Genomic DNA, 26,010 nt, shown 5'->3' with positions numbered 1-26,010 from the left:
ACAATCGCCCCCTGCATAAAACCGACGACCCTTGCGTACCCGATGACTGACCAAGCCCCCGCTATCGACAAGCTGCTGAAGAACCTCGACCACGCCATGCTCGCCGACCGTCACCGGTTGCGGCGGCAGTTGCTCGAGCTGCGCAAGAAACCCGATGAGGCCAAGCTGGCCCAGTGGGTGGCGCGCATGCAGGCGTCGTGCGACCAGGTGCTGGCGCGCAAGGCAAGCCTGCCGCTGATTCGCTACGACGACAATCTGCCGATTGCCGCCAAGCGTGACGAAATCAAGGATGCGCTGCTCAAGCACCAGGTGCTGATCATCGCCGGCGAAACCGGTTCGGGCAAAACCACGCAATTGCCGAAGATCTGCCTGGAAATCGGGCGCGGCCAGTATGGCTTGATCGGCCACACCCAACCGCGCCGGATCGCCGCCCGCAGCGTGGCGAGCCGGGTTGCCGAAGAACTGGCCACGCCATTGGGCGCGCTGGTGGGCTACCAGGTGAGGTTCGAGGACCAGAGCGACGCCAACACCCTGATCAAGTTGATGACCGACGGCATCCTGCTGGCCGAGACTCAGAACGACCGCTACCTCGAGCGCTACGACACGATCATCGTCGACGAAGCCCACGAGCGCAGCCTGAACATCGACTTCCTGCTGGGGTATCTCAAGACCCTGCTGCCGCGCCGCCCGGACCTTAAGGTCATCATCACCTCGGCGACCATCGACCTGGAGCGCTTCTCCAAGCACTTCGACGACGCGCCGATCGTGGAAGTCTCGGGCCGCACCTTCCCGGTGGAAACCTGGTACCGCCCGCTGACCCTGGAGCAGGACGAAGAGGGCAACCGCGTCGAGGACGACCTGACCGTCGACCAGGCGATTCTCGCCACCCTCGATGAAATCGCCGCCCATGAGCGCAGCGAGCGCCGCAGCCCTGGCGATGTGCTGGTGTTCTTGCCGGGGGAGCGGGAGATTCGTGACGCGGCGGAAATGCTGCGCAAGGCCCAGCTCAAGCACACCGAGATCTTGCCGTTGTATGCGCGCTTGTCCCCGGCCGAACAACAGCGGATCTTCCAGTCCCACCCGGGCCGTCGTGTGGTGCTGGCGACCAACGTCGCCGAAACCTCGCTCACCGTGCCGGGCATCCGCTACGTGATCGATAGCGGCACCGCGCGGATCAGCCGCTACAGCTATCGCGCCAAGGTCCAGCGCCTGCCCATCGAAGCCATTTCCCAGGCCAGCGCCAACCAGCGCAAGGGGCGTTGCGGGCGGGTCGAGCCGGGGATTTGCGTACGGCTGTACAGCGAAGAAGATTTCCTCGGACGGCCGGAATTTACCGACCCCGAGATCCTGCGCACCAACCTGGCGGCGGTGATCCTGCAGATGCTCCATCTGCGCCTGGGCGAGATCACTGATTTCCCGTTCATCGAGCCGCCGGATGGCAAGGCCATCAGCGACGGTTTCAACCTGCTGCAAGAATTGTCGGCAGTGGACCGCAACAGCCAACTGACCCCGTTGGGCCGTCAGTTGGCGCGCTTGCCGGTGGACCCGCGCATGGGGCGCATGTTGCTGGAAGCGGCGAAGCTGGGCAGCCTGCAGGAAGTGCTGATTGTCGCCAGCGCCATGTCGATCCAGGATCCGCGAGAGCGTCCGCCCGAACGTCAACAGGCCGCCGACCAGGCCCACGCTCAATGGAAGGATCCGGACTCGGACTTTGCCGGGCTGGTTAATCTGTGGCGCGGTTTTGAAGAACAACGCCAGGCCTTGACGGCCAGCCCGTTGCGCAACTGGTGCCGCAAGAACTTCCTCAATTACTTGCGCCTGCGCGAATGGCGCGACGCCCATCGCCAGTTGAGCCTGATCTGCCGCGACATGCAGTTGAGCCTCAACAAGGACCCGGCCGATTATCCGAAACTGCACAAAGCGGTGCTCTCGGGCCTGCTGAGCCAGATCGGCCAGAAGACCGAAGACGGCGACTACCTTGGCGCCCGTCAACGGCGGTTCTGGGTCCATCCCTCGTCGGGGCTGGGCAAGAAGCGTCCGCAGTGGCTGATGACCGCCGAACTGGTGGAAACCACCAAGTTGTATGCGCGCATGGTCGCCAAAATCGAACCGGACTGGATCGAACCGCTGGCCGGACACTTGATCAAGAAGAACCACTTCGAACCCCATTGGGAGAAGAGGCGCGGACAGGTCGTGGCGTATGAGCAGATCACCCTGTTCGGCCTGATCGTGGTCGGTCGTCGGCCGGTGCATTACGGACCGGTGGACCCAGTGGTGTCGCGCGAGCTGTTTATCCGCGAGGCCCTGGTGCGCGGCGAAATCCAATCCAAGGCCAAGTGCCTGGCCGCCAATACCCGCTTGTTGGAGCAACTCGACGAACTGGAAGCCAAGGCCCGTCGCCGCGACATCCTGGCGGACGAGGAAACGCTGTTCGCTTTCTATGACGCACGGTTGCCGGCCGAGATCCACCAGACCGCGACGTTCGACAGTTGGTACAGGATCAACAGCCAGAAAGACCCGCAGTTGTTGATCATGCGCGAAGAGGACGTGTTGGCTCGCGAGGCCAGCGAAGTGACCGCTGCGCACTTCCCCGACACCTTGCGCGTCGGCGACCTGACGTTGCCGCTCAGTTACCATTTCGAGCCCAACCATCCCCGTGACGGTGTGACATTGCGGGTGCCGGCACCGCTGTTGCCGATGCTGCCGCCTGAGCGCCTGGAGTGGCTGGTGCTCGGCATGATCGAGGCCAAGTGCATTGCTCTGGTGCGCAACCTGCCCAAGGCCCTGCGCAAGAACTTCGTGCCGGTGCCGGACTTCGTCAAGGCTGCGCTGCAACGCATCACCTTCGCTGAAGGCTCATTGCCGCAATCCCTGGGCCGTGAGCTGTTGCGCATGACCGGTGCGCGGGTCAGCGACGAGGCCTGGACTGAAGCGGCGCAGCAAGTGGAAAGCCACCTGCGCATGAACCTGGAAATCGTCGACGGCCAGGGCAAGTTTCTCGGCGAGGGGCGCGACCTGGCCGAGCTGACAGCGCGCTTTGCCGAAGCCAGCCAGGCTGCCTTGGCCGTGCCACAAAGCGCAAAAAGCCAGGTGCCGGTGGAAGCCAAGGTCTTCGCGCCGGTGGCGGAAAAGACCCAGCAGAAGATCGCCGGGCTGTCGATGACGGTGTATCCGGCGCTGGTGGAGGAGGGCGGCGTGGTCAAGGAAGGGCGTTTCCCGACTCCGGCTGAAGCCGAATTCCAGCATCGCCGCGCCTTGCAACGGTTGTTGATGCAGCAATTGGCAGAGTCGGCCAAGTTCCTGCGGGGCAAGTTGCCGGGGCTGACGGAGCTCGGTTTGCTCTACCGCGAGCTGGGACGTATCGACAATCTGGTGGAGGACATCCTGCTGGCCAGTCTCGACCGTTGCGTGCTGGAAGGTGAAGCGAACCTGCCTCGCGACGGCGCGGCGCTGGCGTCCCTGGCCGAGCGCAAGCGCGGCGGCTGGACCGAACACGCCGAACGCCTGGCGAAGCTGACCCTGGATATCCTCAAACTGTGGCACGGCCTGCAAAAGCGTTTCAAGGGCAAGATCGACCTTGCCCAGGCTGTGGCACTGAACGATATCAAGCAGCAGCTCAGCCATCTGGTGTACCCGGGCTTCGTGCGCGAAACCCCGCATCAATGGCTCAAGGAACTGCCGCGCTACCTCAAGGCCATCGAGCAGCGTTTCGAGAAGCTGGGCAGTCAAGTGCAGAAAGACCGGGTCTGGAGCGGCGAGCTGTCGAATCTCTGGACCCAGTACCAGACCCGCGCCGGCAAACACGCCCAGGAAGGCAAGCGCGACGCGCAACTGGAGCTTTACCGCTGGTGGCTGGAGGAATACCGGGTGTCACTGTTCGCCCAGCAGTTGGGGACCAAGGTACCTATTTCAGACAAGCGCCTGGGCAAGCAGTGGGGGCAGGTGGAGCCCTGAGGCAGCACCATTGATCCCTTGTGGGAGCGAGCCTGCTCGCGATGAGGCAGTGTCAGTCGACATCCCTATCAACTGACAGATCGCTATCGCGAGCAGGCTCGCTCCCACAGGGCCTTGCATCTTCCACAAGGGTTTTGTGTCTTGATTGAGGGAGAATGGGCCAAACGCCAGCGTTTATGGCAAACTTCGCGCCTATAAATGCCGGTCCCGTGGTTTTGAGCTTCAATTCCCCGGGCGGATCGGAATAAAGCGATGCCAGGTCTGCTTCCCCAGGATGGGAAAAGACCCTTTGCGTATTGGTACGTCGGTACCAATACTTTCTGCCTGAACAAATCAGAGACACGACCATGCATAACGTCGTCATCAGTGGCACCGGCCTGTATACCCCGGCCAACAGCATTTCCAATGAAGAGCTGGTGCAATCCTTCAACGCCTATGTCGCGCAGTTCAATGCCGACAACGCCGAAGCCATCGAGCGCGGTGAAATCGAGGCGTTGACCGAATCCAGCGCGGCGTTTATCGAGAAAGCTTCCGGCATCAAGAGCCGCTTTGTCATGGACAAGGACGGTATCCTCGACCCGCAGCGCATGACCCCACGCCTGCCCGAGCGCTCCAATGAGCAATGGTCGGTGCTCTGCGAAATGGCCATCGGCGCCGCGAAGCAGGCGCTGGAGCGTGCCGGCCGTACCGTCGCCGACATCGATGGAGTGATCGTCGCCTGCTCCAACTTGCAGCGCGCATACCCGGCCATCGCCATCGAAGTCCAGGAAGCCCTGGGCATCGAAGGGTTCGGTTTCGACATGAACGTGGCCTGCTCCTCGGCGACGTTCGGCATCCAGGCCGCGGCCAACAGCGTGCAACTGGGCCAGGCTCGGGCGATCCTGATGGTCAACCCCGAAGTGTGCACCGGTCACCTGAACTTCCGCGACCGCGACAGCCACTTCATCTTCGGCGACGCGGCCACCGCTGTGATCATCGAGCGAGCGGACCTGGCGACCTCGCCGCACCAGTTCGATGTGGTCAGCACCAAGCTGCTCACCAAGTTCTCCAATAACATCCGCAACAACTTCGGCTTCCTCAACCGCGCCGCGGAAGAGGGCATCGGCACCCGCGACAAGCTGTTCGTCCAGGAAGGCCGAAAGGTGTTCCGCGATGTGTGCCCGATGGTGGCCGAGCTGATCGGCGCTCATCTGGAAGAAAACCAGTTGAACGTCGAGCAAGTGAAGCGCTTCTGGCTGCACCAGGCTAATCTGAGCATGAATCACCTGATCGTGCGCAAGCTGCTGGGGCGCGAAGCCACTGAAGAGGAAGCCCCGGTGATCCTCGACCGCTATGCCAATACCAGCTCGGCGGGTTCGGTGATTGCGTTCCACCTGAACCAGGATGACTTGCCCAGTGGCTCGGTTGCGGTACTCAGTTCGTTTGGGGCGGGGTATTCGATTGGTAGCGTGATCCTGCGCAAACATTGATCCAGTTGTTAGCGGATTTATTGTGGCGAGGGGATAATTCCCCTCGCCACAATAGTGTCAGGCATATGAGAGCTTGAATGACTACCACCAACGACACTCAACTACTCCAACGCTTGCTGGCGGGGGAGCAGCGCGCCTACAAGGAACTGGTCAGCACCTACCAGAGCCCGATGCGTGCGGTCGCTTATGCCATCGTTGGTAGCCGCCATGCCGACGAAGTGGTGCAGGACGCCTGGCTGTCGGTGGTGCGCAACCTCAGTGGTTTCCAGGGCCGTTCCAGTCTCAAGACCTGGTTGCTGACCATTACTGCCAACGCTGCGAAGGGGCGCTACAAGCAGAACCGTCGCGAGGTGTTGCTCGACGACCTGCCATCGCCCCATGGCACATTGGGCGATGATCGTTTCGCCGCCGATGGCCACTGGCTGCTGGCGCCGTTCGCCTGGCACCAGGACACGCCGGAAGCGCTGCTGACAGAGAGCGAATTGCGCGATTGCCTTGAGCACACGCTGCTCAGCCTGTCGGAACTGCAAGGCAGCGTGTTGACCTTGCGCGAACGCCAGGGGCTGGAGCTGGAAGAAATTTGTAATCTTCTGGACATCTCGCTCTCTAACGTACGCGTGCTGTTGCATCGCGCCCGGCTAAAGGTCTTCGCGACCGTGGAACATTTCGAGGAGACCGGCGAATGCTGACCTGCAAGGAACAAGTGGCGCGTTCCAGCGATTATCTCGACGGCCAACTGAGCTTTCGCGAACGCTTGATGGTCCGTCATCACCTGATGTTCTGTCCCAACTGCCGACGCTTCATTCGCCAGATGAAGCTGATGCAGGCCACCCTCAGAAAACTCCCCGAGCCGCCCGTCCCCGACCTGGATCACCTCGCCGAAAAACTCGCCGCCGAGCGCCGCCGGCATTCACGCTGAATCTTGAGTCACCACAACACCCTGTGGGGGCGAGCCTGCTCGCGATGAGGCCGTGCCAGCCGTCATCCCCGTCAACTGACAGACCGCTATCGCGAGCAGGCTCGCTCCCACAGGGGGGCGGCTGAACGAAAAAAGCCTGGCGTTGCTGAATCGGACGGATGATGGGGCCGATGCAGCAACGTCAGGTTGAAAGATGCGCGTCGAGCTTCCTTGCCCGAGCTGTAGAGCGGTGATCAGAACTTCGCTTCAGCATCCAGCTGCAGGGTGTTGATCTTCGAGTCCTTCAGCGTGGCGTTGGTGTAGTCGGAATCGGCCATGAAGTACGTCGCGCCGAGCGAGAAGTTCTTGTCCAGTTCGTAGCTCGCTTTCAGCTTGCTGCCACGCGAACCGGTGAAGCCGTTGGCGAAGTCGGAGTCGGTGAAGGCACCGACCACGGCGTTACGCTGTACGTCGCGATAGTTGTAGTCCAGGCCGAAGCCGAAGACTTTGGTCTTGGCACCCACCAGCCAGCCCATGTCCTGATCGTTGCTGGCGTCCTTGTTGTTGACCACCTGACCGTACAGCGACAGTGGCATTGGCAGGCCGCCGATGTCGAGCTGGCCAAAGCCTTCATACAGCTTGAATTGTTCGTTCGCACTGTTGCCGTTGATGGCCAGGCGGCAGTTGTTGGCCGAGCAGGTGTTGTTGATGTCGTTGTCGTTATCGTAGGCGTAGATACTGCCACCCAGGGTCATTTTCAGATTGTCAGTGATCGCGAAGCGAGCGCCCAACTGGCCTGCGTAGAGTCGCAGATCGTGACGGAACTGCTTGCCTTCGCCGTCCACGTTGTCCTTGAGGGTGTAGTGGCCGGCGCTGCCGAACAATTCGGTGTTGGCGCCCAGCGGGTACTTGTAGGAAGCCGACAGACCTTCGGGGCTGATGTCGCTATCCCAGATGATGTCGCCCATGCTCACCCATTGCTGGGGCATTTTGCCGCCCACGAGGTGCAGGTTCTTGATGGCGTCCGGGTGGTAGTCGACGTAACCCTGGTCCAGCCACAGGTCCTTCTTGGTGAAGTTGTTGTCCAGACTTTGGTTGGTGGAGCGCGAATCGTTGTCGCTGCCGGTGGCGATGCGGATGCCGGTGTCCACTTGCGGGTTGATTTCGCTGTAGGCACCCAGACGAACGCGGATACGTTGGCGATCCTGGTCACCGGTGTTCGAGACGCCGTCGTTTTTCACGGTTTCATGACGGAAGCGCACGTCACCTTTGAACTGGGTCTTGGCCGCCCACGCCAGTTTCTGGTCGAAGGAGCTCAGCTCGTTGGCTTTCTTCGCGGTCGCGGCGATCTGTTCGTTGGTTTCCTGCTGAGCCTGGCGAGCGATCTGTTGTTCTTTTTGATCCCGGGCCAGTTCGGCTTGCAGTTCGGTGTACTGCGCGGTGGTAATCGAACCGTTGGCCTTGAGCATGTCGAGCAGTTTGGCGTCGACTGCGGCGCTGGCCGGTACACTCATGGCCAGCAGCAGACCCCCGCACAGGGCCGCCGCAGTTTTCGTGGAAGCAAGACGCATATCAATCTCCGAAGGATGAGAGGGGATGACGGGATCATCCGGGACACAACCGACCGTTGAAGGACGGAAACCGTGACCGGGTTAGAACCCGGCGCTCTAAAAACTGGCGCCAGTATCGCGATGGTTTATGACAAGGTGGTGGCAATGTGATGGCGCGCCGGTGACGATTCAGTGGCTTTTCTGAACGTGTTCCGGCAGGTCTTGTCGTCGTCGCGAGATGTGGAACTCGCGGTGATAAGCGATACTTGCGAGGCTCTGAATCGCGAAGTGGAGAAGAATCGATGCCGTTGCAGCGCCTGCACAGACTGTCTGAAATATCGCCACGCACCTGGGATGCCCTGGTACCGCAGAGCCAGCCGTTTCTGCGCCACGCCTTCCTCAGCGCGCTGGAGGACAGCGGCAGTGTCGGCCCGCATTCCGGATGGCAGCCCGAGCATTTGTTGCACACGGACGGTGACCGGTTGATCGCCGCATTGCCCAGCTATCGAAAGTGGCATTCCTACGGCGAGTACGTGTTCGATCATGGCTGGGCGGACGCTTGCGAGCGTGCCGGCATCGACTATTACCCGAAACTGCTGACTGCTGTGCCTTTCAGCCCTGTCAGCGGACCGCGTCTACTGGCGGCGACGGTCGAGGACGGTTTTGAGTTGCTCAAGAGTTTGCCGGGCTACCTGGAAATCGAAGGGCTAAGCAGTGCGCACATCAACTTTACCGATCCCTTCACCGATAAGGCGCTGGCCGCGCAAGAGGACTGGATGCAGCGGGTCGGCTGCCAGTACCACTGGCATAATCGCGACTATCGGGACTTTCAGGATTTTCTCGACGCACTCAGCTCCCGAAAGCGCAAGCAGATGCGCAAGGAGCGCGAACAGGTGGCGGGGCAGGGCATTGACTTCGAGTGGTTCGAGGGGCATCAACTGGACGAGGCGCAGTGGGATTTTGTCTACGCCTGCTACGCCAATACCTACGCCGTGCGCCGACAGGCTCCGTACCTGACCCGGGGATTTTTCAGCCTGCTGGCCGAACGCATGCCCGAGGCCATTCGCGTGGTGCTGGCCAGGCAAGGATCACGGTCTGTGGCGATGGCGTTCAGTCTGGTAGGGGGTGACAGTTTCTATGGGCGCTACTGGGGCTGCCTGGCAGAATTCGACCGCCTGCACTTTGAAACCTGTTTCTACCAAGGCATGGACTACGCGATTGCCCAAGGTTTGCGGCGATTCGATGCCGGTGCCCAGGGCGAGCACAAACTGATTCGCGGTTTCGAGCCGGTGATTACCCGCTCCTGGCATTACTTGCGCCATCCGGGGTTGAAAGCGGCGGTGGCGGATTTCCTTATTCGGGAGCAGGCGGGAGTATTGGCGTATGCCGAGGAGGCGAGGGGGGCGTTGCCGTATCGGCAGTGCTGAGTCCACTGGCTGAAATGGACCCCAGTGGCGAGGGGATTCATCCCCGCTGGGCTGCGAAGCAGCCCCAAGAGAGATCCAACTCAATCTGCCTGATACACCGAGGTGTCAGGCTTTAGGGCTGCTGCGCAGCCCAGCGGGGATGAATCCCCTCGCCACAGATAAATCCCCCTTGCCACAGGTGGTTGAGTCAGGTTTCAGTCGATCCCCACAAACCCTCCCGTCTGATGCTGCCACAACCGCGCGTACAACCCGCCATGGGCCAGCAGTTCGGCGTGGCTGCCGGTTTCGGCGATGCGGCCGTTTTCCAGCACCACCAGCCGATCCATCCGGGCAATGGTCGAGAGGCGGTGGGCGATGGCGATCACGGTCTTGCCTTGCATCAGCGTCTCGAGGCTTTCCTGGATCGCCGCTTCCACTTCCGAGTCGAGTGCTGACGTCGCTTCGTCCATGATCAGGATCGGTGCATCCTTGAGCAGCACCCGGGCAATGGCGATGCGCTGGCGCTGGCCGCCGGAGAGTTTCACGCCGCGTTCCCCCACATGGGCGTCGAAGCCGGTGCGGCCCTGGGCGTCCGACAGCAGCGGGATGAACTCATCGGCACGAGCCTTGCGCACGGCTTCCCAGAGCTGTGCGTCGGTGGCGTCGGGCTTGCCGTAAAGCAGGTTGTCGCGAATCGAGCGGTGCAGCAGCGAGGTGTCCTGGGTGATCATGCCGATCCGTTCGCGCAGGCTCTCCTGGCTCACCTCGGCGATGTCCTGGCCGTCGATGAGGATCCGCCCGGCCTCGACGTCATAAAGACGCAGCAGCAGGTTGACCAGGGTGGATTTCCCCGCGCCGGACGGGCCGATGAGACCAATCTTTTCCCCGGGCTTGATCACCAGGTTCAAGTCGCCGATCACACCGCTCTGCTTGCCGTAGTGGAAATCCACATGCTCGAAACGCACTTCGCCCCGGCCTACGACCAATGGCCTGGCGTGTTCGCGGTCGGTGACGCTGACCGGTTGGGCAATGGTCTGCAGGCCGTCCTGGACCATGCCGATGTTTTCGAAGATGCCGTTGACTACCCACATGATCCAGCCGGACATGTTGACGATACGGATCACCAACCCGGTCGCCAGGGCAATGGCGCCGACGCTGATCAGTGACTGGGTCCACAGCCACAGCGCCAGACCGGTGGTACCGACGATCAGCAGCCCGTTCATGCTGGTAATAACCACGTCCATGCTGGTCACCACGCGGCCGGCCAACTGGGCTTTTTCGGTCTGCTCCTGGATGGCTTCGCGAGCGTATTGCTGTTCGAAATTAGTGTGGGCGAACAGCTTCAGCGTGGTGATGTTGGTGTAGCCGTCGACGATCCGGCCCATGAGCTTGGAGCGGGCATCGGACGACACCACCGAGCGCTCTTTGACTCGTGGCACGAAGTAATAGAGCGAGCCGATGTAGGCGGCGATCCACAGCAGCAGGGGAATCATCAGGCGCCAGTCGGCTTCGGCGAACAGCACCAGCGAGCTGATGGCATAGATCAGCACGTGCCACAATGCGTCCACGGCCTGCACCGCTGAGTCACGCAGGGAGTTGCCGGTCTGCATGATGCGCTGGGCAATGCGTCCGGCGAAGTCGTTCTGGAAAAAATTCAGGCTCTGCTTGAGCACATAGCTGTGGTTCTGCCAGCGGATCAGGCTGGTCATGCCGGGGCTCAGGGTCTGGTGCACCAGCAGGTCATGCAAGGCCACGAAAATGGGTCGCAGGACCAGCGCCACCACTGCCATCCACGCCAGTTCCAGACCATGGATCTTGAAGAAGTCGACGTTGGGCGTGCCTTGGGCCAGGTCGATGATGCGACTCAGGTAACTGAACAGCGCCACTTCGATCAGTGCGCCGATCAGGCCCACCACCAGCAGGACGGCGAAGCTCGGCCAGACTTGTCTCAGGTAATACGTATAGAAGGGCAGGACGCGGTTCGGCGGGGCAGAACTGGGGGCGTCGCGGAAGATGTCGATCAGCTTTTCGAAACGGCGATAAACCATGGTAAACAGCCCGGGCAGGGCGCTCCTTGTTTGCTGTGAGCGGCGCGGGATCGCCGTCGCCGCTCAGGCTTGCCCTGTACCTTCAGTCAGTCGATGCGCTTGGCCGACTTGATGATCACAGGGTCGATCGGCACGTTTTGCATGCCTTGCTTGGTGGTGGTCTGGGAGTTGACGATGATGTCCACGACGTCCATGCCCTTGACCACTTTGGCGAACACGGCATAACCGGCGTCACGGCCTGGGTCGAGGAACGCGTTGTCCGCCACGTTGATGAAGAACTGGCTGGTGGCCGAGTTCGGATCGGAAGTGCGGGCCATCGACAAGGTGCCGCGAACGTTATGCAGGCCATTGCTGGCTTCGTTCTTGATCGGCGCCTTGGTGTCTTTTTGTTGCATCTGCTGGGTGAAGCCACCGCCCTGGGCCATGAAGCCCGGGATCACACGGTGGAAAATCGTGTTGTTGTAGAAGCCGCTGTCCACGTACTCGAGGAAGTTCTTGGTACTGATGGGCGCCTTGACCGGGTCCAGTTCGATTTCGATCTGGCCGTTGGTGGTGTCCAGCAACACGTGTGGTGCGGGTGCGGCCATCAGGTTGGCGGCAAACAGGATGGAGCCGGCGGCGAGGGCGATCTTTTTCAGCATGGGTTCATTGATCCTGGGTGGTGGAATCGATTGCGATCAAAAAGTCGAGCAGGGTTTGGTTGAAGCGTTCGGGTTGGTCCAGCGGAGTAGCGTGCCTTGAATCGGTGAAGACCACCAGCCGTGCATCGGGCAGCAGTTTTACATAGGCTTCTTTCAGTGCCACCGGGGTGTAGTCATGGTCGGCGCAGATGACGAGGGTTGGACAGGCCACCTGCGAAAGTCGTTCCTGGACACCCCAGCCCACGACGGCATCGAAGCTGGCGAGATAAGCATGTTTGTCGTTTTTTGCCCAGCGCCGGGCCATTTCAAAGCGTAAATCCGCCTGATCGGGTTTGGGAAACAGCTTGGCCCCCAGAGCCTTGCCGATGGTCTCCAGGCTGAGGATACGCATCAGGCTCCAGCGCTTGAACCACTGCCAGCAGTCGTCCAGGGTGCGGACCTTAACTTGCGGCGCGCTGTTGACGATGCACAGGCTCTTGACCCGCCCGGGCTCATCCACGGCCAACTGAAAGGCGATCATGCCACCCATGGACCAGCCCACCAGGTGCACCGGGCCCAGGCGCAGGTGTTCGATCAGGGCAATCAGGTCGGCGCTGAAACCTTCAATGCTGTAGGGACCGCGGGGTTTATCGGAGCGTCCATGGCCGCGCACATCCACCACGATCAGGCGGTAATGGGCGGATAACACCGGGATCTGTTTTTCCCAATCCAGGGTGCTGGAGCCCAGCCCATGGACCAGCAGCAGGGGGGCGCCGTGGCCGTATTCCTCGTAGTGCAGATTGCAGTCTTCGTGTGCGAAATAGGCCATGGCGAACTCTTTGTCAGGCTTGTTCAGGGGCGGCGAACGGCGCATCCAGCGGCGCGGTATCGAAGGTGCGCAGCAGTTCGATGAGGATCTGCGTGGCCGGGCCCAGGGGTTTTTCCTTGTTCGAATACAGGTAGAAACTCGGGTTGCGGCTGCCCCCCTGGTCCAAGGGTAGCCGCTTGAGCGTGCCTTCCCGCAGTTCCCGCTCGATCATGTGCCGGGGCAGCCAGGCAAAGCCCAGGCCGCTGCTGACGAAGGTCGCGGCGGTGGCAAGGCTGCCGACGGTCCAGCGTTGCTCGGCACCGAGCCAGCCGACGTCCCGGGGTTGCTGGCGACCGGAATCACGGATCACCACTTGCAACTGGCTTTCCAGGTCCTGGAACGTCAGCTCACGATTGAGTCGATGCAACGCGTGTTCGGGATGGGCCACCGCGACGAACTCCACGTCGCTCAGCTCCGCCCCGAGGTAGCCGGGGATGCTGAAGCCAACGATGGCCAGGTCGGCGACGCCTTCGAGCAGCACCTCTTCCACGCCCGACAGCACTTCTTCACGCAGGCGCACCCGGCAGCCGCGGCTCTGCGGCATGAACGCCGCCAGGGCTCGGACGAGGCGGGCACTGGGGTAGGCGGCGTCGACCACCAGCCGTACTTCCGCTTCCCAGCCTTGTTCCATGTGATGGGCCAGGTCTTCCAGTTGGCTGGCCTGTTTCACCAGTTGCCGGGAGCGCCGCAACAGCACGCCACCGGCTTCGGTCAGCACCGCTTTGCGTCCATCGATACGCAGCAAGGGCACGCCGAGCTGATCCTGCATGCGGGCCACGGTATAGCTCACCGACGATTGGGAGCGGTGCAGCACGTCGGCGGCCTGGGCGAAACCGCCGTGGTCCACCACGGCCTGCAACGTTCGCCATTGATCAAGGGTCACGCGGGGCGCTTTCATATTGAGCTCCTCTTGTCCTAAGCTGGCGGTCCCTTGGTGGAGACAACCGAATGAAGAAAATCTGTTGTGCAGTGCTGGCCATGTTGCCGCTGACTGCGTTCGCGTACCCGATCGATGTGGAAAAACACCTCGACGGCCTGAGCATCGACTACACCGCCTACGACACTGACGCCGACATCGGCTCCATCCAGGTCAACAACTACGGCAGCACCGACGCGGCCTGCACCGTGGTGTTTCGCAACGGTCCGGAAGCCCCTCGTACCCGCAAGATCGAGGTGGCCGCCGGCAAGTTCAAGAACGCCACCGCCAAGTTCAACCGCAACATCATCAAGCTGCGCATCGAACTGACCTGTAAGCCAAAGTAATCCGAAACTGGGACGCTGGTTCAGCTTATAAACGAATTTATCGATGCTTTGCAGCAAATATTTGCGCTTTTTCATCGATATAGTCCCTATTACTCTCTGCTCCATCGACTGACAACTCATTCAGATGGAGCCTACATCCCATGTCCCGCGTTCTGATCATTGAAAGCAGTGCCCGCCAGCAAGACTCGGTTTCCCGTCAGCTGACCCAGACCTTCATCAAGCAGTGGAAAGCCGCTCACCCGGCCGATGAAATCAATGTCCGCGACCTCGCCGTCAATGCCGTGCCTCATCTGGACGCCAACCTGTTGGGCGGCTGGATGAAGCCCGCCGAGCAGCGCAACGACATCGAGAACGCCTCGCTGGAGCGCTCCAACCAACTGACCGATGAGCTGTTGGCCGCCGATGTACTGGTGATGGCCGCGCCGATGTACAACTTCGCCATCCCCAGTACCTTGAAAGCCTGGCTCGACCACGTGCTGCGTGCCGGTGTGACCTTCAAGTACACCCCCACCGGACCTCAAGGCCTGCTGACTGGCAAACGTGCTTTCGTGCTGACCGCCCGCGGCGGCATCCACGCCGGTGGCAGCTCCGATCACCAGGAACCCTACCTGCGCCAGGTCATGGGTTTCATCGGGATCCACGACGTGACCTTCATCCATGCCGAAGGCATGAACCTGGGCGGTGACTTCCAGGAGAAGGGCTTGAATCAGGCCAACGCCAAACTGTCCCAGGTCGCCTGACTTGTTAATCCTCGGGTAATCGTTGAGTGGTCTAGTGGCTTGGCGATTCCCTTCAAACCGTTTCGCGCATCAAACCTCCCTTTGCACTTATTGCTCCTGAGTGCCATAGCCCGATTGAACGCATTGGCGAGATCGGGCTTTTTTTTGGAAAATGGTTTTTGACCGCTCTTCACTCTATGCTGGGCGCACAGTATGGAGGCTGTGAAGATGTTTAAACTCAGGCGGAAAACATGGGCATTGCTGTTGGTCTACATCGTAGGGGTCAGTGGCTACATCTATTACCTCTATGTTGAGACTCAGGGAATCCTGACTGACAACATCAACAGCAAGCTGCTGCATGCCGCGCTGGGTGCTTCGGCCATCCTCGGTGACGGCTATCATGACAACCTGATCGACAAACAGTCCAAATCGCCGGCGCAGGACTGGGACGCCATTCAGCGGCTTTCCAGTTTCAACGAGTCAATGGGCACTGCCTTTGTCTACAGCGTGATCAAGCGTGATGGAAAGGCGTATCTGATCAGTTCCAGCGCATCGAAGAAGGAAATCGAGGAGAAGAACTTCGTGCGATTCTTCGATCCTTATCCCGATGCCAGCCAGGCGCTACTCGACAGCTTTGAGCGCAGCGAGCCTACCTGGATCGACTACTCGGATCATTGGGGGGACTTTCGCGCCGTCTTCGTTCCAATGAAGTCGAAGGACGGTACGATTTATGTGGCGGGGGCGGAGATGACGCTGGCGGACTACTACCACCAACTCAATCAGGATTCGCTGCACCATATCATTCTTGCCATTCTGGTTTTTCTCGCATTCAGTCTCTTCCGCACTCGCGGTCATCTCCAGCAGTTGCAAACGAACGAACGGATATTGAACGAGGCAAAAAATGCCGCCGAGGAAGCAGACCGTTCAAAAACCAGATTTTTAGCCACCATGAGTCATGAAATCCGTACCCCCATGTACGGGGTCATCGGCGCAACCGAACTGCTGGCACGTTCGCCCCTGACCGTCGAGCAGAACAACCTTCTGAAGACGATTCATACCAGTGGACGAAGCTTGTTGTCGCTGATCGACAACGTTCTCGATCTTGCAAAAATCGAAGCGGGCAGACTTGAGTTGAAGCCTCGTGTATTTGAAGTGCGAACGCTGGTTTCATCCAGCGTTGAAATCATCCAGCAAAACATCAAGGACAAGCCGATCGTCATTGAGACTCAGGTTTCCGCAAGCGTACCCCGTTGGGTTAAAACCGATCTCGATTGCCTGCGCCAGATACTGGTCAATCTGCTGGGCAACGCGGTCAAGTTCACCGAAACCGGAAAAGTATCGCTCATGGTCACGACGAGCCAACACGACGCTGGTGCCCGACTCGACGTTTCCATACACGATACCGGCATAGGCATCCCCGAAGAGCGGCAAGACAGTCTGTTCGAGCCCTTCGTTCAGCTGAAAGGACAGGCCAGTCAACGTTTCAGTGGGAGTGGCCTCGGTCTTTCAATCTGCAAGAAACTGGTCGAAGCCCAGCAGGGGACTTTATCTTTTACCAGCCAAGCGGGTATCGGTTCTACGTTCTCCTTCTCGCTCCCCCTGGAGCCATTCCGAGGCTCGGAAATCCCCTTGGGCGAGGACCAGGTGGCTGTGGGTTTCGACTCATCTTTTGCCAAGCGTTACCCGCTCGATATCCTGCTGGTGGAGAACCATCCGGTGAACCAGAAAGTGGCCATGGGGATGCTGGAAGCGCTAGGGTATGCCCCGGATCTTGCACCCGATGGCCTGGAGGCGGTCAGGCGTTGTGCGATTTCGAGGCCCGAGGTCATTCTCATGGACATCAACATGCCTGGTATGGATGGGGTGGAAGCGATCCGCAAGATCCGTACGCTGCCCCAGGGCAGTGCTTGTTACATGGTTGCCTTTACCGCGAGTGTCTTTACCCATGAGGTCGAACGTTTCAAGGCGGCCGGTGCCGACGACATTCTTGCCAAACCGGCGAATTTCCAGGCCTTGACTAGGGTGCTTCAGCGTGCAGCCAACGATCGCCAGCAACGCCAGGTCCGTACGCCGGAAGATGAAGTTTCCTCTTGAAGTGGACCTGGGGATAAACGCCATCACCTGAACAGTCAGTGTCGCAGAACTCTGTGACGAGGGGATGAATCCCCTCGCCACAAGAGCTGTGTATAGCTTCTATTTTTTCTTAACTGGCAGGCATTGGCGTATGGGCTATCTACTTTTTGTGACGTTGATCCAGGCTTTTTCCTTCAGCCTGATCGGTGAATACCTGGCCGGGCACGTGGACAGTTATTTCGCGGTGCTGGTCCGAGTGCTGCTGGCCGGGCTGGTATTCATTCCCTTGACCCGCTGGCGCCAGGTTGAAGCGTCGTTCATGCGCGGGATGCTGTTGATCGGTGCCTTGCAGTTCGGCGTGACCTACGTTTGCCTGTACCTGAGCTTCCGGGTGCTGACGGTGCCCGAGGTGCTGCTTTTCACCATCCTCACGCCGCTGCATGTGACCTTGATCGAAGACGCGCTGAACCGCCGTTTCAATCCCTGGGCACTGGTGGCTGCGCTGGTGGCCGTGGCCGGCGCGGCGGTGATTCGCTATGACCGGATCAATCCGGATTTCTTCATGGGCTTTCTTCTGCTGCAACTGGCCAACTTCACCTATGCGGCCGGGCAGGTGCTGTACAAGCACCTGGTGGCCCGTCACCCGAGCGCCCTGCCGCACTACCGGCGTTTCGGCTACTTCTACCTCGGTGCGCTGGCGGTGGCGTTGCCGGCTTTCCTGCTGTTCGGCAAGGCGGATTTCTGGCCCGAAGCACCACTGCAATGGGGCGTACTGCTGTTCCTCGGCCTAGTCTCCACGGCACTGGGGCTGTACTGGTGGAACAAGGGCGCCTGCCTGGTCCAGGGCGGAACCCTGGCGGTGATGAACAATCTGCACGTGCCTGTAGGGCTGTTGTTGAATCTGCTGATCTGGAACCAGCACGAGGCATTGGGCCGGTTGTTCCTGGGCGGCGGTGTCATTCTGGCTGCGGTGTGGATCAGTCGGTTGAGCCTGCGCAAACCGCAGCTTGTCTAGTCGCCAGTTGTTCGACCAGGAAGTCGATGAAGGCCCGGGTTTTCTGCGGCAGGCGCCGGGCTGACGAATACACCGCGTTGATGCTGATCGCCGGCGCTTGCCATTCGCACAGCACCGGCACCAGCCGCCCGGCCGCCAGAGCGTCTTCCACAATGAAATCGGGCAACAGCGCAATGCCCATGCCGGCCTCGGCGGCCTGCGCCAGCAAGTCGCCGTTGTTGACGTGCAGGGGGCCGGTGACATTGACCCGTTGCGTCTCCTTGCCATTGCTCAATTGCAGGCTCACGCCACTTTGCAGGTAGCCGTAGTTGAGGCACTGATGGGCGCGCAGGTCCTGAGGCGTTTGCGGGACACCCGCACGCTCGAGATAGGACGGGGCGGCGACCATGATGCGCGGCGCAGGCGCCAGTTGCCGGGCGATCATGGTGGAGTCGGGCATGCTGGCGATGCGAATGGTCACGTCGAAACCGCCGCGCACCGGATCGACCTGCTGGTCGCTGAGTACCACTTGCAGTTCGATGTTCGGATGCCGCTCATGGAACAGCGGAATCAGCTTGCCCAGCCGTCGCAGGCCGAACGACATCGGCGCGTTGACCCGCAACACCCCGCGTAATTCACCGATCCCGTCCCGTGCCCGCTGTTCGGCCTCATCCAGTGCAGCCAGAACCTCTCGGGCCGCATCGAAATACTCAGCGCCTGCTTCGGTGAGATGCAGGCTGCGCGTGGTGCGTTGCAGCAATTGCACGCCGATGGATTCTTCCAGCGCTTGAATCTGCTTGCTGACCTTCGACCTCGGCACGTCCATGGCCCGGGCGGCTGCCGCGAAGCCGTTCTCGCCCACAGTGACGACGAACGCGCGCATGCATTCGATACGATCCATGATTGTTCCTTTTTTAGAATCAATGATTCTAGATTTTAGGTAATTGTCCCTTTTATGGCCAGCCCCTAAAGTACACCCATGCCGACGACATCACCGCTGAAGCGAACGTCGACAAACCCTAACCGATTGAAATCTCGACATTAAAAAGGAACACACCATGTCTATCCGCGAACTGCTGAATCCAACCAACTCCGCCCTGATCCTGATCGACCACCAGCCACAAATGGCCTTCGGTGTACAGTCGATCGACCGTCAGACCTTGAAGAACAACACCGTCGGCCTGGCCAAGGCAGCGAAGATCTTCAACGTACCGACGATCTACACCTCGGTCGAAACCGAAAGCTTCAGCGGCTACATCTGGCCTGAGTTGTTGGCAGTCCACCCGGATCAGAAGCCTATCGAGCGTACTTCGATGAACTCCTGGGAAGACAAGGCGCTGGTCGACGCGGTGAAAGCCACCGGCCGCAAGAAACTGATCATCGCCGCGCTGTGGACCGAGGTCTGCCTGACCTTCCCGGCACTGGAAGCACTGGCTGAAGGCTACGAGGTCTACATCGTCACCGACGCCTCGGGCGGCACCAGCAAAGAGGCGCACGACATGTCGGTACAGCGGATGATTCAGGCCGGTGCGGTGCCGGTGACCTGGCAACAAGTGCTGCTGGAATACCAGCGTGACTGGGCACACAAAGAGACTTACGAGGCGGTGATGGAGCTGGTGCTGGAACACAGCGGCGCTTATGGCATGGGCGTGGACTACGCCTACACCATGGTGCACAAGGCTGCGCAGCGTCAGGTCAAGTAACTAGACAACAGCTACAACCCCTGTGGGAGCGAGCCTGCTCGCGATAGCAATCAGTCAGACGACATCAATGTCGCCGGGGATTGCCAATCGCGAGCAGGCTCGCTCCCACATGGGTTTATGGTGTCCATGACTTTTGGCTATGACACATGACCTGTGGGAGCCGAGCTTGCTCGCGATGACGGCGGCACATTCAAAAGAGATGTGACTGACCCACCGCCATCGCGAGCAAGCTAGGCTCCCACAAGGATCGGTGGTGAATTCAGATCACCTGCTTCTGCCCCTCCGGCACATGACTCGCCCCCAGCACCGCCGGCAGCAACCCCGAACGCAAATCCATGCCGCTGGGCTGTTGGTACAGGTTCAAGCCGAACTCCGGCATCACCGCCAGCAGATAGTCGAAAATATCCCCTTGGATGCGTTCGTAGTCGGCCCATGCGGTGGTGCGGGTAAAGCAGTAGATTTCCAGCGGGATGCCCTGGGCCGTGGTCTGCATCTGGCGGACCATGCAGGTCATGTTCGGCTGGATTTCGGGGTGGCTCTTCAAGTAAGCCAGGGCATAGGCCCGAAAGGTGCCCAGGTTGGTCATCCGGCGACGGTTGGCCGACATTGCCGCAACATTGCCCTGGGCTTCGTTCCAGGCCTTGAGCTCGGCCTGTTTGCGGCTGATGTAATCGGTCAGCAGGTGCACCTGGGTCAGGCGCTGTTCTTCCTCATCGTGCAGGAAACGCACGCCGCTGGCGTCGATGAACAGGCTGCGCTTGATCCGTCGTCCACCGGATTGCTGCATGCCGCGCCAGTTCTTGAACGATTCGGACATCAGCCGCCAGGTCGGGATCGAGACGATGGTCTTGTCGAAATTCTGCACCTTGACTGTGTGCAGGGTGATGTCCACCACATCACCGTCGGCGCCGACCTGGGGCATTTCGATCCAGTCGCCGACTCGCAACATGTCGTTGCTGGTCAGTTGCACGCTGGCGACGAACGACAGCAGGGTGTCCTTGTACACCAACAGGATCACCGCCGACATCGCACCCAGGCCCGATAACAGCAACAACGGCGAACGATCGATCAGGGTGGCGACGATGATGATCGCGCCAAACACATACAGCACCATTTTCGTCAGTTGCACATAGCCTTTGATCGAGCGGGTCCGAGCATGTTCGGTGCGGGCGTAGAGATCCAGCAGGGCATTGAGCAGGGCGCTGAGAGTCAGCATCATGAACAGGACGGTGAAGGCCGTCGCGACATTGCCGAGGAACACCAGGCTGGTTTTGCTGAGCCCGGGCACCAGGGGCAGACCGAACTGTATGAGCAGCGAGGGGGTCATCTGCGCCAGGCGATGGAAGACCTTGTTGTGGCGCAGGTCGCTGACCCAATGCAGGGCCGGCTGGCGACCGAGCAACTTGGCGCCGTGCAGAATCAGGTACCGCGCCACGCGTCCGAGCACCAGGGCAATGGTCAGCAGCAACACCAGGGCGAGGCCGGAATGCAGGAGCGGGTGCTGGTCGAGGGCGCCCCAGAGGTCTTGGATATTGAGCCAGAGCTGTTTGATGTCCATGGGCGAAACGGGTCTTCTATTGAAATGCGACGGGGGATTAGAGCATTTAAGCCTGTCGAAGTGACCGTTGATGGCGGCTCGGGCGTGAAAAAAGCCACTGATTGTCGCCGTTTGCATAAAGAAACTCGGCCTTCGCGCCTGAAACCGTTACCCTATGCAGCTGTTTTTTTGCATTTCTTCGAGGTAGCACCCGTGTTTTCCGAATTCGCCCTGCACGAACGCCTGCTCAAAGCCGTGGCCGAGCTTAAATTTGTCGAGCCAACGCCAGTGCAGGCAGCGGCCATTCCGCTCGCGCTCCAGGGGCGTGACCTGCGGGTGACGGCGCAGACCGGCAGCGGCAAGACCGCCGCGTTCGTGTTGCCGATCCTCAACCGCCTGATCGGCCCGGCCAAGGTCCGTGTCAGCATCAAGACTCTTATCCTGTTGCCGACCCGCGAACTGGCCCAGCAGACCTTGAAGGAAGTGGAGCGCTTCTCGCAGTTCACCTTCATCAAGTCCGGCCTGATCACTGGTGGCGAAGACTTCAAGGTCCAGGCTGCCATGCTGCGCAAGGTGCCGGACATCCTGATCGGTACGCCGGGGCGGATGATCGAACAACTGAACGCCGGCAACCTCGATCTGAAGGAAGTCGAAGTGCTGGTGTTGGACGAAGCCGACCGCATGCTCGACATGGGCTTTGCCGAAGATGTGCAGCGCCTGGTAGACGAGTGCGCCAACCGCCAGCAGACCATGCTGTTCTCCGCCACCACCGGCGGCTCGGGCCTGCGGGAGATGGTTGCCAAGGTGCTGAACAACCCGGAGCACTTGCAGCTCAACGCGGTCAGCCAACTGAACTCCACGACTCGTCAGCAGATCATCACGGCTGACCACAACGTCCACAAAGAACAGATTGTGAACTGGTTGCTGGCCAACGAAACCTACGAAAAAGCCATCGTGTTCACCAACACCCGGGCCATGGCCGACCGCATCTACGGCCGCCTGGTGGCACAGGAATACAAGGCGTTCGTGCTGCACGGCGAGAAGGACCAGAAGGACCGCAAGCTGGCGATCGATCGCCTCAAGCAGGGCGGTGTGAAGATCCTCGTGGCCACCGACGTCGCCGCGCGCGGCCTGGACGTGGAAGGCCTGGACCTGGTCATCAACTTCGACATGCCCCGTAGTGGTGACGAGTACGTGCACCGCATTGGCCGTACCGGGCGCGCCGGCAATGACGGCCTGGCGATCTCGCTGATCTGCCATGGCGACTGGAACCTGATGTCGAGTATCGAGCGCTACCTCAAGCAGAGCTTCGAGCGCCGCACCATCAAGGAAGTCAAAGGCACCTACGGCGGACCGAAAAAGGTCAAGGCCTCGGGCAAGGCCGTTGGCGCGAAGAAGAAAAAGGTCGACGCCAAGGGCGACAAGAAGAAAACCGCCGCCAAGGCCCCGACCAAGCGCAAGACCGCCAACCGTCCGAAGGCCGACGCCCCGGCGCTGGTCAGCAAGGACGGCATGGCCCCGCTCAAGCGTCGCAAGCCGCAGGTGCCTGCGACTGAGTGAATCGGCCGTAAGGCTGTATAAAAGAACCGGACCTTGGGTTAATGCCAGTCAGTTAAGGATCAAATGGCACAACCCCTGTGGGAGCAAAGCTTGCTCGCGATAGCGACAGATCAGTCAACGTTGTTGCTGACTGACTTACCGCAATCGCGAGCAAGCTTTGCTCCCACAGGTTTGTGGCTTAACTGATCGGCATTAGAACCTTGGGTCCGGTTTTTTTATGCGTATTCGCCAAGCAATCAACCTGCCTTCTTCCCCGCATCCTTCAATTCCTCCAGGCGCTTATCAATCAACTGGCACTTGTCCGGCACCTCCTTGCTGGCGGTCTCCAGATCCATGGCCTGCAGCTCATCATTCATTTCCTTGGCCTTGGCCGGGTTCTGCTGGGTGAGCTTGCTCACTTCCTGAGCGAGCTGTTCGCGTTTGGCGGTGGCTTCTTCCGGGCTGCAAGTGGCCCAAGCGGGCAGGGCGCAGGTGAGCGTGGCGGCGAGGGTGAATGTCAGGAGGGTTTTCATGATGTGGGCCTCGTATTCCTTGTTGGGCAGGTAATGGGTTGAGGCCGATGTCGGGTGGAAAGTTCATTGACCGCCGTCCTGGTGACTTCTTTTCGGAATGGCCCTGGCCGATATTAAACAGTCGACTACCATGGAAAAACGACCGATGGCGTTGCGCCTGCAATGCTGGGCCGCTTCTTGACCAGGATTATTCAAAGGAATGAAAGCTATGACCCTTAGAGCGGTATTCAGCCGACTGATGTTGTGCCTGTGCAGCGTGTTCGCGGTCTCATCGACTTATGCGGAAAGCGTGATCATTGCTACTCCGCAACGAGGTGTGGGGATTGAAGTGGATGTATTCGATAGTCCTGATGCCATCAATGGAAAACCGTCTGTAACCAGCAGTGTGCCAGCCACTTCGGTTGGGTTGTTTACACCCGCAGTGCAATCGTTCAAAGGCAAGCTGTATATGTTCTGGGTCAGCGATAATGATACCGCTCATATCTATTTTTCCACTTCGGTGGAGGGAAATAATTGGTCTCCTCCACAGCCCATCCCCGTCGCCAACATCCTGGGTAATGTTTCAGTAACGGTGTTCAAGCAAAAGCTGATACTGACCTTTACCGGCCAGGCTCAAATAAACAGCATCAGTTCCGAAGATGGCATGAGCTGGTCCAGCGTCAGTCCTGTCACGGCCTCCAGTGATGCGGCCTATAACAGTCCTGTGGTGTACAACGGACAATTGTTTGTTTTCTACTGCGAAGAGGACGATAGCACTGTTTACTACGTAACCTCGGACGACGGTCTTCAGTGGAGCCAGCCAAATCTCGGGTTCAAGGAGAATGCTTACAGGATCCTGAGCATAGTGCCGGTGGTTTATAACGGTGAACTGTTGCTCTACTACTCTTATGATATTGGCCATTTGGCCGTGCGTGCCTACGACCGCAGTGCTCATTGGGGTGATGAGCAAACGCTGTCGGGTATAGCCAATGAGCTTCTGTTGAGCCGCGCAACAATGATTGGCAACCGAATTTTCATCAGCAGTGGCACTAATACGTTCGCTTCAACCGACGGGGTCAACTGGAGTCCCTATTTTTCCAAAACGTTCGGGGATTTGACGGGCGCGCCGGGACTGGGTGTTTCCTATGCCATTACCACAGGCGATCTGACGACGGACAACCCGCAGCTGCCTGCGGACCTGGCGACGGGGCTCAGCCATACCGACTATGCAACCTTCGCCTGGCGGAGCTTTTTCGCCCTGAACAATACGGCCAAGACCCCGTTGCCGGCTAACCGTGGCGTCGGCAATCCCGACAGCAGCTTTGCCGATTCGGGCAAGGCTTCACAATCTCCCAACCCCTTGTTGTGGCAAACCTTTGCTCACCGTACCGAGCTGTTTCCGGGGGCAAAAGAGCAAAAAAACTCCGCAGGCGGTCCTATGCGCCCGTTTGGTTCCGAGCCTCAATACAGCTACATCCAGTTCCCCACCGGAGCACCCTTGGCGGCAGGCGCTACCTATGCCCATTACAACAATCTGGACGAGGCGACCCAGATAGGGCAGAACGCGATATTTTTCCCGGTCAACCCGCCGAATGCGGCGAAGACAGGAAGCGACTATGCCCCTTCGAACGACAGTCAGATCCTGTTCGAGGCCAAGGCCAACCCTGTCGTTTACGAATACGCGAGAACCCTGAGCAGTCTTCCAGACCATATCGTGCTGCCCGACGGTGCGGTGGAGGTCAAGGCAGCATGGCGCAAGCTGGCAGACATTCCGGTACAGAATCGCGCGCGCTACCATACGGCGACGGTGGTGACCTATCAGGGTAAAGATGATGCGCCGGTGGCGCACAATGAAGACTACGCGCTGGTCGCCCTGCATATCATCCACAAGACGCCCAACTATCCGACTTTCATATTCGCAACGTTCGAGCACGAGGATGCCCTGACCTTGTCCGATGGCAAGTCGCCGAGCGGACTCTATTACATCGCCAACTACAACACGATTGCCTACCCCGGTCTCGATCCTGCAGACAATCCCCCGACCGCCACCTTCTCCGACGGCAACAAAACCCATACGGTCCCTTTGCCTAAGGCGGGGCTCGTCGCCATGGCAAATCTGATTCCGCCGGTCTACTCCAACAGTAACGGGATTCCCGAGGGGCAGGCCGGCCCGATCCGAGTGGTGCAACCGCCGACCATTTATTCCGAGGTTGAAGCGGTGAACAACAGGGTCAAACAGCTCATGGACGGCAGCAGTGAGTTCGATAATTCGGTCTGGAAGCACTATCGCCTTAAAGGCGTGCAAGCCATCCCGTCGAGCACTCAAACCGATCCGGATTACTACCTGGCCAATATCATGGTCGAAAGTAGCCAGCCGGGGATTCAGCTGTTTCGTGGAAGCAATGTATTCCCGATTCCGAATGACAACACCCTGACCAATGCGCGCAACCACGCGAACATCAATGTGCCGGATTACGCTCACAGTACTCAAAGCCTGACCATGGGTGGCTGCATGGGGTGTCACGGCATTGCCCAGAGTTCGCTGAAACAAGGTTTCAGTTTTCTGTTCGATGCCATCAATCCTACGCTCGGTAATAAACAAACCGGCTTTGCGAACCCGGAGACCGTAGGCTTGCCGGACCCGCGCACGATGAAGGAACGAGCCCTGAAATACTCTTTCGGTCCCCGGAATAGGGAGGCTATTGAGAAGGAGGCAAGTAGCAGACAAACACCTTGAGCGGTGAAGCGCGCAAGCACGGATAACCCCGCCTGCTGAAGCGGGCACCGCGCGCTTCGAAAAAAACCGGACGCAGGGTCTAATGCCACTCAGTTAAGCCACAAACCTGTGGGAGCAAAG

20 protein-coding genes are annotated in these 26,010 nt (G+C 59.7%); 12 read left to right on the top strand and 8 right to left on the bottom strand.

What is annotated here, in order from left to right; translation table 11 throughout:
* Nucleotides 1-42: 42 nt before the first annotated feature.
* The 4 genes from hrpA (at nt 43) to AD665_RS17235 (ending at nt 6,342) form a co-directional block, all read left to right on the top strand.
* Complete coding sequence (gene hrpA / locus AD665_RS17250; protein WP_053192945.1) at nt 43-3,954, top strand: ATP-dependent RNA helicase HrpA; 3,912 nt, start codon at nt 43-45, stop codon at nt 3,952-3,954.
* Nucleotides 3,955-4,301: 347 nt separating this feature from the next.
* Complete coding sequence (locus tag AD665_RS17245; RefSeq protein WP_024780430.1) at nt 4,302-5,423, top strand: beta-ketoacyl-ACP synthase III; 1,122 nt, start codon at nt 4,302-4,304, stop codon at nt 5,421-5,423.
* Between the two features lie 77 nt (nt 5,424-5,500).
* The gene (locus AD665_RS17240) at nt 5,501-6,112 is read left to right on the top strand and encodes an RNA polymerase sigma factor (RefSeq protein WP_024780431.1); all 612 of its coding nucleotides are present in this window, start codon (nt 5,501-5,503) and stop codon (nt 6,110-6,112) included.
* On the top strand, nt 6,106-6,342 hold the full coding sequence (locus tag AD665_RS17235; RefSeq protein WP_024780432.1) for an anti-sigma factor family protein: 237 nt from the start codon (nt 6,106-6,108) through the stop codon (nt 6,340-6,342). The genes AD665_RS17240 and AD665_RS17235 overlap by 7 nt, the downstream gene beginning before the upstream one ends.
* A gap of 233 nt (nt 6,343-6,575) precedes the next feature.
* Here AD665_RS17235 and AD665_RS17230 read toward each other — a convergent pair whose 3' ends face one another.
* Nucleotides 6,576-7,892, bottom strand: a complete 1,317-nt coding sequence (locus AD665_RS17230) for a putative porin (protein WP_024780433.1) — start codon at nt 7,890-7,892, stop codon at nt 6,576-6,578.
* A gap of 281 nt (nt 7,893-8,173) precedes the next feature.
* On the opposite strand from AD665_RS17230, the gene AD665_RS17225 reads away from it, so the two are divergent.
* Nucleotides 8,174-9,298 carry a GNAT family N-acetyltransferase gene (locus AD665_RS17225; protein ID WP_053192943.1) on the top strand — a complete coding sequence of 375 codons (1,125 nt, stop codon included), beginning with the start codon at nt 8,174-8,176 and terminating at the stop codon, nt 9,296-9,298.
* 194 nt (nt 9,299-9,492) lie between these two features.
* Here AD665_RS17225 and AD665_RS17220 read toward each other — a convergent pair whose 3' ends face one another.
* The 4 genes from AD665_RS17220 to AD665_RS17205 form a co-directional block, all read right to left on the bottom strand.
* Nucleotides 9,493-11,325 carry an ABC transporter ATP-binding protein gene (locus AD665_RS17220; protein WP_024780435.1) on the bottom strand — a complete coding sequence of 611 codons (1,833 nt, stop codon included), beginning with the start codon at nt 11,323-11,325 and terminating at the stop codon, nt 9,493-9,495.
* An 86-nt stretch (nt 11,326-11,411) separates the two neighbouring features.
* Nucleotides 11,412-11,966, bottom strand: coding sequence for a peptidylprolyl isomerase (locus AD665_RS17215; RefSeq protein WP_053192941.1), 555 nt, complete (start codon nt 11,964-11,966; stop codon nt 11,412-11,414).
* A 4-nt stretch (nt 11,967-11,970) separates the two neighbouring features.
* Nucleotides 11,971-12,774: an alpha/beta fold hydrolase gene (locus tag AD665_RS17210; RefSeq protein WP_024780437.1), complete on the bottom strand. Its 804-nt coding sequence runs from the start codon at nt 12,772-12,774 to the stop codon at nt 11,971-11,973.
* A gap of 13 nt (nt 12,775-12,787) precedes the next feature.
* Nucleotides 12,788-13,711: a PA3225 family LysR-type transcriptional regulator gene (locus tag AD665_RS17205; protein WP_053192940.1), complete on the bottom strand. Its 924-nt coding sequence runs from the start codon at nt 13,709-13,711 to the stop codon at nt 12,788-12,790.
* Nucleotides 13,712-13,761: 50 nt separating this feature from the next.
* Between AD665_RS17205 and AD665_RS17200 the strand changes: the two genes are divergently transcribed.
* The 4 genes from AD665_RS17200 (at nt 13,762) to AD665_RS17185 (ending at nt 17,883) form a co-directional block, all read left to right on the top strand.
* The gene (locus tag AD665_RS17200; protein ID WP_053192938.1) at nt 13,762-14,076 is read left to right on the top strand and encodes a hypothetical protein; all 315 of its coding nucleotides are present in this window, start codon (nt 13,762-13,764) and stop codon (nt 14,074-14,076) included.
* A 140-nt stretch (nt 14,077-14,216) separates the two neighbouring features.
* The gene (locus AD665_RS17195; RefSeq protein ID WP_024780440.1) at nt 14,217-14,816 is read left to right on the top strand and encodes an FMN-dependent NADH-azoreductase; all 600 of its coding nucleotides are present in this window, start codon (nt 14,217-14,219) and stop codon (nt 14,814-14,816) included.
* A 207-nt stretch (nt 14,817-15,023) separates the two neighbouring features.
* Nucleotides 15,024-16,889 (top strand): ATP-binding protein, encoded by a 1,866-nt coding sequence (locus tag AD665_RS17190; protein WP_024780441.1) that lies wholly within the window; start codon nt 15,024-15,026, stop codon nt 16,887-16,889.
* Between the two features lie 130 nt (nt 16,890-17,019).
* The gene (locus AD665_RS17185) at nt 17,020-17,883 is read left to right on the top strand and encodes a carboxylate/amino acid/amine transporter (RefSeq protein ID WP_024780442.1); all 864 of its coding nucleotides are present in this window, start codon (nt 17,020-17,022) and stop codon (nt 17,881-17,883) included.
* Here AD665_RS17185 and AD665_RS17180 read toward each other — a convergent pair.
* Nucleotides 17,846-18,763: a LysR family transcriptional regulator gene (locus tag AD665_RS17180; RefSeq protein WP_053192936.1), complete on the bottom strand. Its 918-nt coding sequence runs from the start codon at nt 18,761-18,763 to the stop codon at nt 17,846-17,848. The two genes, AD665_RS17185 and AD665_RS17180, sit on opposite strands and share 38 nt — an antisense overlap.
* 157 nt (nt 18,764-18,920) lie before the next feature.
* Here AD665_RS17180 and AD665_RS17175 point away from each other — a divergent pair, with 157 nt between their 5' ends.
* Nucleotides 18,921-19,565 (top strand): hydrolase, encoded by a 645-nt coding sequence (locus AD665_RS17175; RefSeq protein WP_024780444.1) that lies wholly within the window; start codon nt 18,921-18,923, stop codon nt 19,563-19,565.
* A gap of 259 nt (nt 19,566-19,824) precedes the next feature.
* Here the strand turns inward: AD665_RS17175 and AD665_RS17170 are convergent, their stop codons facing one another.
* Nucleotides 19,825-21,123, bottom strand: coding sequence for a mechanosensitive ion channel family protein (locus tag AD665_RS17170; RefSeq protein WP_024781018.1), 1,299 nt, complete (start codon nt 21,121-21,123; stop codon nt 19,825-19,827).
* Between the two features lie 192 nt (nt 21,124-21,315).
* Between AD665_RS17170 and AD665_RS17165 the strand changes: the two genes are divergently transcribed.
* Nucleotides 21,316-22,662 carry a DEAD/DEAH box helicase gene (locus AD665_RS17165; protein WP_053192934.1) on the top strand — a complete coding sequence of 449 codons (1,347 nt, stop codon included), beginning with the start codon at nt 21,316-21,318 and terminating at the stop codon, nt 22,660-22,662.
* 236 nt (nt 22,663-22,898) lie between these two features.
* Here the strand turns inward: AD665_RS17165 and AD665_RS17160 are convergent, their stop codons facing one another.
* Nucleotides 22,899-23,174: a hypothetical protein gene (locus AD665_RS17160; RefSeq protein WP_053192932.1), complete on the bottom strand. Its 276-nt coding sequence runs from the start codon at nt 23,172-23,174 to the stop codon at nt 22,899-22,901.
* A 199-nt stretch (nt 23,175-23,373) separates the two neighbouring features.
* Here AD665_RS17160 and AD665_RS17155 point away from each other — a divergent pair, with 199 nt between their 5' ends.
* A complete protein-coding gene (locus AD665_RS17155; RefSeq protein ID WP_231994997.1) occupies nt 23,374-25,890 on the top strand; it encodes a glycoside hydrolase in 2,517 nt (838 codons plus the stop codon).
* The last annotated feature ends 120 nt before the right edge of the window (nt 25,891-26,010 follow it).

The organism is Pseudomonas corrugata (genome assembly GCF_001269905.1).
Classification (GTDB): Bacteria; Pseudomonadota; Gammaproteobacteria; order Pseudomonadales; family Pseudomonadaceae; genus Aquipseudomonas; species Aquipseudomonas corrugata.
The sequence above is the reverse complement of the archived record's forward strand: the minus strand, read 5'-3'. Positions and strand labels throughout refer to the sequence as shown.